Source organism: Mesorhizobium sp. M4A.F.Ca.ET.020.02.1.1, from assembly GCF_004022645.1.
In the GTDB taxonomy this organism is placed as follows: domain Bacteria; phylum Pseudomonadota; class Alphaproteobacteria; order Rhizobiales; family Rhizobiaceae; genus Mesorhizobium.
The window spans coordinates 1-9,319 of record NZ_RZOI01000177.1 but is presented as its reverse complement, the minus strand read 5'-3'; the positions used below and the strand labels follow the sequence as shown (position 1 = coordinate 9,319).

Annotated in this window: 13 protein-coding genes and 2 pseudogenes; 10 read left to right on the top strand and 5 right to left on the bottom strand. The window is 64.0% G+C overall.

Annotated features, from left to right (window positions below; genetic code table 11):
• Nucleotides 1–255: pseudogene (locus EN742_RS13830) on the top strand (TetR/AcrR family transcriptional regulator); the annotation flags it as partial.
• A 164-nt stretch (nt 256–419) separates the two neighbouring features.
• Here the strand turns inward: EN742_RS13830 and EN742_RS13825 are convergent.
• Nucleotides 420–1,682, bottom strand: a complete 1,263-nt coding sequence (locus tag EN742_RS13825; protein WP_348628258.1) for an ABC transporter substrate-binding protein — start codon at nt 1,680–1,682, stop codon at nt 420–422.
• 328 nt (nt 1,683–2,010) lie between these two features.
• A complete protein-coding gene (locus tag EN742_RS13820; protein ID WP_127406778.1) occupies nt 2,011–2,598 on the bottom strand; it encodes a hypothetical protein in 588 nt (195 codons plus the stop codon).
• A 124-nt stretch (nt 2,599–2,722) separates the two neighbouring features.
• Here EN742_RS13820 and EN742_RS13815 point away from each other — a divergent pair, with 124 nt between their 5' ends.
• The 9 genes and pseudogenes from EN742_RS13815 (at nt 2,723) to EN742_RS13780 (ending at nt 8,004) form a co-directional block, all read left to right on the top strand.
• On the top strand, nt 2,723–3,856 hold the full coding sequence (locus EN742_RS13815; protein WP_127406777.1) for a metallophosphoesterase: 1,134 nt from the start codon (nt 2,723–2,725) through the stop codon (nt 3,854–3,856).
• 98 nt (nt 3,857–3,954) lie between these two features.
• The gene (locus EN742_RS13810; protein ID WP_126055151.1) at nt 3,955–4,614 is read left to right on the top strand and encodes a glutathione S-transferase family protein; all 660 of its coding nucleotides are present in this window, start codon (nt 3,955–3,957) and stop codon (nt 4,612–4,614) included.
• A gap of 85 nt (nt 4,615–4,699) precedes the next feature.
• Entirely contained in the window at nt 4,700–5,020 is a 321-nt protein-coding gene (locus tag EN742_RS13805; protein ID WP_127406740.1) for a metalloregulator ArsR/SmtB family transcription factor, read from the top strand.
• Nucleotides 5,020–5,799, top strand: coding sequence for an SRPBCC domain-containing protein (locus tag EN742_RS13800; RefSeq protein ID WP_127406741.1), 780 nt, complete (start codon nt 5,020–5,022; stop codon nt 5,797–5,799). Before EN742_RS13805 ends, EN742_RS13800 begins: the two co-directional genes overlap by 1 nt.
• Nucleotides 5,800–6,092: 293 nt before the next feature.
• Nucleotides 6,093–6,347: a hypothetical protein gene (locus EN742_RS13795; protein ID WP_126055148.1), complete on the top strand. Its 255-nt coding sequence runs from the start codon at nt 6,093–6,095 to the stop codon at nt 6,345–6,347.
• A complete protein-coding gene (locus EN742_RS13790) occupies nt 6,347–6,754 on the top strand; it encodes a hypothetical protein (protein ID WP_126055147.1) in 408 nt (135 codons plus the stop codon). Before EN742_RS13795 ends, EN742_RS13790 begins: the two co-directional genes overlap by 1 nt.
• A gap of 1 nt (nt 6,755) precedes the next feature.
• Nucleotides 6,756–6,914, top strand: a complete 159-nt coding sequence (locus EN742_RS38085; protein ID WP_189347697.1) for a hypothetical protein — start codon at nt 6,756–6,758, stop codon at nt 6,912–6,914.
• A gap of 89 nt (nt 6,915–7,003) precedes the next feature.
• A pseudogene (locus tag EN742_RS13785) lies at nt 7,004–7,285 on the top strand (YkgJ family cysteine cluster protein); the annotation flags it as partial.
• Between the two features lie 107 nt (nt 7,286–7,392).
• The gene (locus EN742_RS13780; RefSeq protein WP_126055146.1) at nt 7,393–8,004 is read left to right on the top strand and encodes a LysE family translocator; all 612 of its coding nucleotides are present in this window, start codon (nt 7,393–7,395) and stop codon (nt 8,002–8,004) included.
• Here EN742_RS13780 and EN742_RS38715 read toward each other — a convergent pair.
• From EN742_RS38715 to EN742_RS13765, 3 genes are all read right to left on the bottom strand, one after another.
• Complete coding sequence (locus EN742_RS38715) at nt 8,001–8,285, bottom strand: helix-turn-helix transcriptional regulator (RefSeq protein WP_210211275.1); 285 nt, start codon at nt 8,283–8,285, stop codon at nt 8,001–8,003. The two genes, EN742_RS13780 and EN742_RS38715, sit on opposite strands and share 4 nt — an antisense overlap.
• Before the next feature lie 26 nt (nt 8,286–8,311).
• A complete protein-coding gene (locus EN742_RS38710) occupies nt 8,312–8,593 on the bottom strand; it encodes a cupin domain-containing protein (protein ID WP_281033549.1) in 282 nt (93 codons plus the stop codon).
• Nucleotides 8,594–8,940: 347 nt separating this feature from the next.
• Nucleotides 8,941–9,319 (bottom strand): TCP-1/cpn60 chaperonin family protein (locus EN742_RS13765; protein ID WP_281034960.1); only part of this gene is annotated, 379 nt, incomplete at its 5' end.

Here is a 9,319-nt window from a genome sequence, read left to right as displayed (position 1 = left end):
TTTGCCGGGTGGCGGCGGGCGATCGCCGACAAGCTGCGGGTCGACCGGCTAGCGGGCCGGGACGAGGGCATGGACCCCGACCGCTATGCCGCGCTGGCGGTCGCCGCCTATTCGGGCGCCATGTCGATGGCCAAGACGGCGCAGGATGCGGGTCTGCTGCGGGATTGCCTGGCGGGGTTGGAGCAGGGCGCCCCGTCCCCACAGAGCGGATTGGCAGCGAGGCGGCGCCGCAGGGTGCTGCGCAGACCACCTTGATGCCGGAACGCCGCCCGCTCTGTCCCAACGGCATCAAACATCCTGGTACCTCATTGATTTCCTGTGTCGTGTCGATTTCGAAGTTCGCTCGGAGCGCGATATAGAAACAATGCGACCTTCGAAATCACGACACACGAGGCCGTTGCTGACCTCAAACTCGTGAACTAGGAACCGTTTGCTCCGCTAGCCATGCTACTGTTGAGGGATACCGGGCCAAGGTACCCGTCAGCAGGCAGGCAACGTACCTTGACACCAACGATATCGTCCCAGCCGTTGGTTATGACGTCTCTCGCCCTCTCCTGGTCCTTGAGTGCTGGGAATATCGGGTCGACATCGTACCCCTCATGGTCGAGGTGCCGGAGCCTTTCGCGCCAATCGACAGGGACCGATCCTCTGCGCACGAGGTCCGCGAACCGGATCGGGTAACAGTGGCCTTTCAACAATGCGATCTGCACCTCGTCTGAATAAAGGTACTCCATCCACAGCCGAGCAGCGTTTGGATGCGGAGCATAGGCGCTGATCGCCTGGACATAGACACCCGCAGCGACGCCGGTCCTTGGCATGATGACTTCGATCCTCGTTTTCCCCCTGAGCCGTTCGCGGTCGCCGAGCGCGAGGTAGTCCCAGCGAACGAGGATCGGCGTGCGACCGTCAGCAAGTGAGTTGGCATCACCGATGATGGGAACGAAATTGCCCTTTTCATTGAGATTGGCGAAGAACTTCAGCCCCTGAGCAGCGGCTTCTTCGACGTCACCCTTAGCCGCCGACAAGCCTGCGGCGAACACGCTCTGGACTGCTTGATTTGAAGAAATATTGCCGGCGAGGCCGACCGAATTCCTATACTCCGGCGCGGCAAGATCCGCCCAATCCTGTGGCATCTTGGTGACGAGGTCAGCGTTGATCTCGAACGCAAGGACTCCGTAATAGCGGCCGCACCAATACCCTTGCGCATCCTTGGCGGCTTCCGGAATTGTGCCCCACGTTGACACTTTGTACGGCTGCAGCAAGCCATCCTCCTTAGCCGATGAGGCGAAGGACATGCCAATGTCGACTACATCCGGGGTCTGGGAGTCGGTCTTGGCTCGCCCAGCCCTGATCGCCTCAATCTGATCGGCTGAGCTGCCATTGGGCCGGAGTTCGTTGATTGTCAGACCGTATCTCGCCTTGAACCCGTCTATCACGACGCCGTATTCGCACCAATCGCGAGGCAATGCTATGACGGTAAGCTGCCCTTCCGCTTTGGCGGCCGCAACCAGGTCTTCCATTGCATCGACCGGCGCTGCAACGGCACAGACCGACACGGCACCCGTTGATAGGGCGGCTCCAGCCAGACCTGCTGCCTTGAGCGCGTCGCGGCGATTCATCGTTCGCTGACCAGCGGCAGGTTCAACCCTCGTTGGGTGTTCTTCTGATGATCCATGTTTCATGGCCCAATTTCCTCCGTCGGCTTGCAATCGATGCAAGTTCCTCCGCGTCGATCGTCTTGGTATCGATCGCGGTCGTGAAGGTGGGGGCGAACACCGGTTGGCGACGCCTCTGAGCGACTATGGCATATTGGGGAAGTGGGCGATATGCGCAGATTATGACCCGGATACGTCAGATCTGTTCCAGTGTCGTTTCGAGTTCGCTCGGACCGCGATATTCGCAATAATGCGAACTTCGAAATCACGACACTGGCGCACGACTCGGAGGTTCCGCAACGCCATGCACCAACGCGCCAGCGTTGAGAATCCTGAAGTGTAGATTGGACCTAGTCTAATTCGCCAGCGGCTTGATCGTCTCGTAGCCGACCACGCTCTCCGAATTCGTGCCCTCGTCATAGCGCCGGGCCAGCGATGCGCCGAGATCCGGCGCGTAGAGCGCGGTGAACGTGTCCAGCGTCTCGCCGGCCTGGTTCTTGAATGTCTCCTTGACCGCCAGCACATTGTATTTGCAGCCGCCGAGGCTGAACGTCTCCTTGCCCTTCACCGCCAGTTCCAGCGTCTTGGTGCCTTTCGGCTGCTTCTTCGGCGACAGCTCGACGAACTGCGTCGTGCTCTTCGCGCCTGCCTTCAGCGGAAACAGCTTCTTCAGGTCGCCGAGCGGGATCATCGCCAGATGGCCGGTCGTGCTGTCGCGGAACACCTCGATCAGCCCAGCATAGAGAAACTGCGTCTGCGGCGATTCCGACTGGTATGTGTTGGCGACCGAAACCATGCCGCCGGCGGCCGGCCGGAACTCGCTGCGGATGCCCGGCATCTCCAGCACGAAGCCAGTCTTGGCGGTCTTGGCGTCGACGCATTCGGCGCCATGCGCGGCGCCCGCCGCGGCAAGCAGGGCCATGCCGATCGTTGCGGCCTTCATCGCATCCTCCTCTTCCCGCTCAAGTTGAAGGCGCAAGACTGCCAGACCCATACCGCCATGTCGATGCTTGGCGGGTCGGGGAGGGAACTGGACGGCCGGGCGCCGCCTGTGCTGAATTTCGGCCATGATGAATAGCTGGCAAGCCCGTTCGATATCCCGTCGCGCTTTCCTGGCGCAGATGGCGAGCCTTGCGTCTGCCGCGGCCTTTGCCCATCCGGCATTCGGTCAGACCGGAAAGCGAATCCAGCCGGTCGACGCGACTTTCCTGTTCATCGCCGATATCCATGCCTGCCGCATGGCGAGCGGGTTGAGCCCCAATTGCCTGCAGGAGGGCAAGACGGATGCCGCGCTTCTGCGCAGCGTCGCTGCCCTGAACGGCATCGCCGACAAGGCTTGGCCGGCCGAGATCGGCGGCGTCGCCACCGGCCTGCGTTCGGCCGGCAGCCGCATCGGCACGCCGCTTGGCCTGGTCACCGGCGGCGACATCACCGACGACGGCGGCGGCCAGGTCACCGAGCCCAGCGAGGGCACGCAGCTGCTGCAGTTCAGCCAGCGCTACCAGCAGGGCATAGGCCCCGACCGCGTGCACATGCCCGTCTATGTCGGCCTCGGCAACCACGACCTCGACCAGAACGGCTCGCCGCCGCATGTCGACTGGTACCGCCGCGAGCTGCGCGACTATGTCGAGGTCAACCACCGGGCCGGCGTGTTCTTCAAGCCGCCGGTGCCGGCAACCGACTATGACGTCGACACCGACTGCTATTCCTGGGATTGGGGCGGCCTGCATCTCGTCCAGACGCACCGTTTCGCCGGCGACACCGGCCATGGCGCGCTGAGCAGCCTGCCATGGCTGAAGCAGGACCTGGCGACCTATGCCGGCGACGGCCGCCCGGTCATCCTGTTCCAGCACTATGGCTGGGACATTTTCTCGATCGAGCGCTGGGATCCGGCGAAAAGGACCTATGACGACGAGGGCACCGGCTCGCCACATTGGTGGGGCGAGGCGGACCGCCAGGCCCTGCTTTCGGCTCTCAAGGGCTACAATGTCATCGCAATCTTCCACGGCCACCAGCACGAGGTGCCGATGATCTACCGCCGCGACGGGCTCGACCTGTTCAAGCCGAAGGCCGCCTACATGGGCGGCTTCGCGCTGGCGCGGGTGACCGGCGACAGCATGGATGTGGTGCTCGGCGAGGCGGCAGGCGACCACGGCGAGGTGGTCTTCACCAACGCTTTTTCCAAGAGCCTGAGTTTCTGAGGCGGCGGGACAGCGGCCCTGGTCGTAATTTCGGGATCGGCCCGGCAAGCAGGCGGGTAGGGTGCGCCTGCGAATGCGCGGGCAATATGGGAACAACCATGGCTGAATTCACGCTCTTCATCGGCAACAAATGCTTTTCCTCCTGGTCGCTCAGGCCATGGGTGGCGATGCGGCATCTGGAGATCCCGTTCGAGGAGAGTTTCGTGCGCCTGCGCACGCCCGAGACCTTTGCCAATCTCGCCAAAGTGTCGCCAACCGGTCTGGTGCCGGTCTTGAATCACAATGGCAGGATTGTCTGGGAAACCCTTGCCATCCTTGAATATCTTGCCGATCTCTTTCCGCAGAAAAAGCTCTGGCCGGACGACATCGGTGCCCGCGCGCTGGCACGCTCGGTGGCGACCGAGATGCATTCCGGTTTTCGCGAGGTCCGCTACGGTTGGCCGATGAACCTGCGTCGACCGAAGAGCCACAAGCCGCTCGACGCCGAGGGCGACACGCAACGGGCACGCATCGAGGCGATCTGGCGGCAATGCCGGGCTGAACATGGCGTGAGCGGCCCGTTCCTGTTCGGTCATTTCACCGCCGCGGATGCCATGTACGCGCCGATCGTCACCCGTTTCGACACCTATGGCGGCGAGCTGGCGCCGGATATCCGCGCCTATGTCGACGCCGTGCTTTCCACGCCTGCGATGCGGCACTGGTATACGGAGGCGGCTAAGGAGACGTGGCCGGAGCCAGGCCCTCACGAACAGGACTGACCACGACGGCGGCATGCCATATCTCTTCAAGAGAATTGACCGCAGCGCCGGTCCGGCATAATACGTAACCAAATGGATACGTATCATGCCGCAGGCTGATCCCGACCGCTCCGTTTTCCGCGCCATCGCCGATCCGACGCGTCGCGCCATCCTCGACCGTTTGCGGCAGGGGCCGGCGCCCGTCAACGAACTGGCCTCTGCCTTCTCGCAGAGCCGGCCGGCGATCTCCAAGCATCTGCGCATCCTGCGCGAGCTCAACGTCGTCTCCGAGCAGAAGCGCGGCCGCGAGCGGCTCTATAGGCTGGAGCCGGCGGAACTGAAGGACGTCGCCGATTGGATCATGCCTTATCGCGACTTCTGGCAGGCGAGCCTCGGCAACCTGAAATCCTATCTGGAGGACGAGTGATGGCGGGCAATGAGAGACCACGCGCAATAGCCGACGTTTCGGCGGGCACCATCCTGGCGACGGTGACGATCGCCGTGCCACCGGAGCGGGTGTTCCGCGCGATCACCGCCGCGGACCAGATCCCGCTCTGGTGGGGTGCCGACAACATGTACCGCACCACAAAGCACACTGCCGACGTTCGGCCGGGCGGCGCCTGGCGCTCCGAGGGCAAGGGCGCCGACGGCCGTGATTTCCACGTCCAGGGCGAATATCTCGAGGTCGAGCCGCCGCACCGCCTTGTGATGACCTGGAAGGCGCCATGGGACGGCGACAACGTGACGACCGTCACCTACACGCTGGAGGCGATCGGGACCGGGACCTGGCTCACCCTGCGCCACGAAGGTTCTGGCCCGCGTCACGACTCCTGCCGCGATCACGGCCAGGGCTGGGAGCGTGTGCTCGGCTGGCTCGGCGCTTTCCTCGCCGGCGAGGCCGGGGTCAAGGCGCCCGGCGTGTTCCATTGCCGGCTGATCCCGCCGCGCCCGGATTTCGCCTTCACCTTGACCGAGGAGGAGAGGGCGCTGATGGGTCGCCATGCTGAATACCTGCGCGATCAGCTTCGTCAGGGCACGATGCTGATCGCCGGTCCGGTCGCCGACCCGGCCGGGCCCTGGGGCCTCTGCATCCTGCGCGTCGGCGGCGAGGCCGAGGCACGAGCAGTGACTGACGCCGACCCGGTCGTGCTTTCGGGGCGCGGCTTCCGCTACGAGGTCCTGCCGATGATGAGCGTGATCATGTGAGGCGCCAGACAAAAAAGAACGCCCCTCGCACCTTTTATCGCGCGGGAGGCGTCCTTTGTGCCAGCCTTTTCCTGAAATTGCTTTCATGAATTGCTGACCGTACCAAAATGCGCGGATGCCAAGATGGTTCCCGCATTTTGCAATTTTTTTTGGGTCGCAATTCAACCCTGACGGTGCGCCAGCATGGACCGCCACGACGAAGAGGGCAATGCTTACGCCCTTTTTTGCGTTTGGGGACTGAATTGTGCGTCGCAGGCCGATTGGGATGTGCTAAAGCACCGTCGCGCCGGCCTATGGATGCGCCGGACCAGGAGAAGATTTTGTCCCTCACTTCGAAGACCCGGGGCGACCAGGCTGAATCGCTTTTCAGCCGGGCCAGGACCCAGTCGATGTCGCTCAGTCGCATCGTTTCCGAGCAGGATGCCGCCAGCCAGGCCCGCGAGGCCAAGACCGCGCGGCTGCGCGAGCTACGGCTGGAAAAGGAAGCCGAGCACAGGGTGGCCGCCGCCGCCCTTGCCGCTTTGCCGAAACGCACGGGCAAACGCTGATGGCCACCAAGCGCGTCCCGCCAACGCCGATCGCCGCCGATTCGACGATTGCCGATATGGTCGATGTCCTGGACAAGCCGGTCGAATATGTCCGGCGCGTGCTGGAAAAACTGGAACGCTGCAAGCGCGCCCATGGCGATGCCCAGGTGCGGGTCGGTGTGCGCAGCCGCGCCGAATGCCCCAACTATCTGATCGAATATGTGCGCGAGGACGGCAAAACCCATGAGCGCGTGACACATCCGGACGCCGCCTATAGCGGCAGCACGCATCGCGAACTGGCGCCGCATCACCTCGTGGAAGCCAGGAACTGGTCGCCGGAGGAAATGAACATCACGGCGGTTTCGGCGCTCATCGGCCGCCTGCGCAATCCGCGGGCGCCGTCATCGCGTTTTGCTGACGAGGACTGACATGGCCATAAAATTCTCCGCCAAGCACCAGCCGGCGTCACCCGCCGCCGCAAAGCCGGCCAAGCCGGCTGCCGCGCCGAAGGTCGACAAGCCGAGCGCATCCGATTTGTTCGACGCGCCGGCGCAAACACCGCCCCGCAAGACCAAAGGGAAGAAATAGCGGCCTTGCCGAGTGACGCGGATCGTGGAGACCTGAGCCGGCCCTCCGGCGCGGCCGCCGGTCTGGCCTGGCCGCTCGCCGTCGATGGCATGCTTTTCGATTGCCAGAGCTGCGGCGCCTGCTGTTCCTATTCGGCCGCATGGCCGCGCTTCTCCACCGAGGCGGATGAACGGCTGGACCGCATTCCCGAGAAATACGTGTCGGCCGACCTGTCCGGCATGCGTTGCGACGGCGTGCGCTGTGCGGCGCTGACCGGCGAGATCGGCAAGCACACGGCCTGCGGCATCTACGAACTCCGCCCCGACGTCTGCCGTGCCTGCGTGCCCGGCGGCGACGACTGCCTGATGGCTCGCCAGGCGCATGGGCTGCCGCTTGTTGGTCTCCCCCACAAGGCGGGAGATTGCTCTCCTACCCCGCTTGCCCCGCCTCAATCGGCTCGGTACCTTCCCGCCTGGCAGGGGCCGCGGAGGAACAAGCCTTGAGCATCGAATTCCTGTTGACGACGCTGATCGTCGTCGCCTCGCCGGGCACTGGCGTTCTCTACACGCTGAGCGCCGGCCTCTCGCGTGGCGCGCGCGCCTCGATCATCGCCGCCTTCGGCTGCACGCTGGGCATCATCCCGCATATGGCCGCCGCCATCACCGGCCTCGCCGCCGTGCTGCACACCAGCGCCGTCGCCTTCGAGACGCTGAAATATCTCGGCGTCGCCTATCTGCTTTACATGGCCTGGAACACACTGAAGGAGGGGGGCGGTCTCAGCGTCGACGAGAACCTCGCGCCGCGCTCGGCCGGCAAGGTGATCACGTCCGGCATCCTCATCAACATCCTCAACCCGAAGCTGTCGATCTTCTTCTTTGCCTTCCTGCCGCAATTCGTCAGCACCACCGAGCCGAACGCCTTGTCGATGATGCTGGAGCTCTCCGGCGTCTTCATGCTCGTCACCTTCATCGTCTTTGTCGGCTACGGCATCTTCGCCGCGTCGATCCGCAGCCATGTCGTGTCGCGGCCTAAGGTGCTGACCTGGATGCGCCGCGCCTTCGCCGGAGCCTTCGTCATGCTAGGCGCCAAGCTGGCGCTGACGGATCGCTAGTTCGCTGCCACGGCCGGTTCGCCTTCGGGTTCGGAAGCCTCATGGCTTCCGGAACCGGGCGTAGGCCGAACGCCAAGCCGCCAGGCCGAGGGCGGGACGCCGATCGCCTTCTTGAAGGCGCGGCTGAACGCTGCCTCGGATTCGTAGCCGATCTCCGCCGCGATGTTGGCGACGCTGCTGTTGCCGGCGCTGAGCAATTCCGAAGCGATCTGCATCCGCCATTTGGCGAGATAGTGCATCGGCGGCATGCCGACGAGCCTGGTGAAGCGTTCGGCGAGCACGGTGCGTGACAGCGCGGCTTCCCTCGCTAGCGCCCCACCGTCCAGTTATGCGCCGGTCGATCATGGATCAGCGCCAGCGCCTTGCCCAGGTGCGGATCGCGCAGGCCGGCCAGCCAGCCCGTGTGCTGCGGCGGCAGCGATTCCACATAGCGGCGCAGAACATCGACGAACATCAGCTCGCTGAGCTTGGTGAGGACGGTCTCGCTGCCGGCCCGCTTTTCCGCGACCTCCGACACGGCCAGCTTTATGAACTGGCCGAGCCAGCCGCCGTCGCCCTTCGGGTCCCCGGCTTTGATGACTGGCGGCAGCGCTTCGCCGGGCTGGGCCTCAGCGCGGCGGCTTTTCGCGCCAGGCCCTATTCCTTCACATAACCATGGTCTCGACGATGCGGGCGGGAGTCGATTCCGTGGCGAAGGTCACCGAGTGCAAAATCAAGCGAGCCTAACGAAAAAGGGCGGCATTTCTGCCGCCCTTCACTATTCGTGATGGGACAGGACTTCTTAGAAGTCCATGCCGCCACTCAAGCCCGCTTGCGGGCTTGAGCAACGTAAGGTGATGGGCGTGCTTTATGGACTTCTTAGAAGTCCATGCCGCCACTCAAGCCCGCTTGCGGGCTTGAGCAACGTAAGGTGATGGGCGTGCTTTATGGACTTTCTTAGAAGTCCATGCCGCCCATGCCACCCATGCCACCGCCCGGCATACCGCCCGGCATACCGCCGGCAGCTTCCTTCTTCGGAGCTTCGGCGATCATGGCTTCGGTGGTGACCAGCAGGCCAGCGACCGAGGCCGCGTCCTGCAGGGCGGTGCGCACGACCTTGACCGGGTCGACGATGCCCATGGCGATCATGTCGCCATACTCGCCGGTCTGGGCGTTGTAGCCGAAGGTGGCGCCCTTGTTGTCGAGGATCTTGCCGGCAACGATCGAGGCTTCAGCACCGGCGTTGGCCGCGATCTGGCGGGCCGGAGCCTGCAGCGCGCGACGCACGATGTTGATGCCGGCGGCCTGGTCGGAGTTGGCGCCGGTAGCCTTGAGA

Excerpts from the sequence above, each read along its gene's own strand:
- EN742_RS13825 (WP_348628258.1), bottom strand. The coding sequence starts at position 1,682 with ATGAAACATGGATCATCAGAAGAACACCCAACGAGGGTTGAACCTGCC.
- EN742_RS13820 (WP_127406778.1), bottom strand. The coding sequence starts at position 2,598 with ATGAAGGCCGCAACGATCGGCATGGCCCTGCTTGCCGCGGCGGGCGCC.
- EN742_RS13815 (WP_127406777.1), top strand. The coding sequence starts at position 2,723 with ATGATGAATAGCTGGCAAGCCCGTTCGATATCCCGTCGCGCTTTCCTG.
- EN742_RS13810 (WP_126055151.1), top strand. The coding sequence starts at position 3,955 with ATGGCTGAATTCACGCTCTTCATCGGCAACAAATGCTTTTCCTCCTGG.
- EN742_RS13805 (WP_127406740.1), top strand. The coding sequence starts at position 4,700 with ATGCCGCAGGCTGATCCCGACCGCTCCGTTTTCCGCGCCATCGCCGAT.
- EN742_RS13800 (WP_127406741.1), top strand. The coding sequence starts at position 5,020 with ATGGCGGGCAATGAGAGACCACGCGCAATAGCCGACGTTTCGGCGGGC.
- EN742_RS13795 (WP_126055148.1), top strand. The coding sequence starts at position 6,093 with ATGGATGCGCCGGACCAGGAGAAGATTTTGTCCCTCACTTCGAAGACC.
- EN742_RS13790 (WP_126055147.1), top strand. The coding sequence starts at position 6,347 with ATGGCCACCAAGCGCGTCCCGCCAACGCCGATCGCCGCCGATTCGACG.
- EN742_RS38085 (WP_189347697.1), top strand. The coding sequence starts at position 6,756 with ATGGCCATAAAATTCTCCGCCAAGCACCAGCCGGCGTCACCCGCCGCC.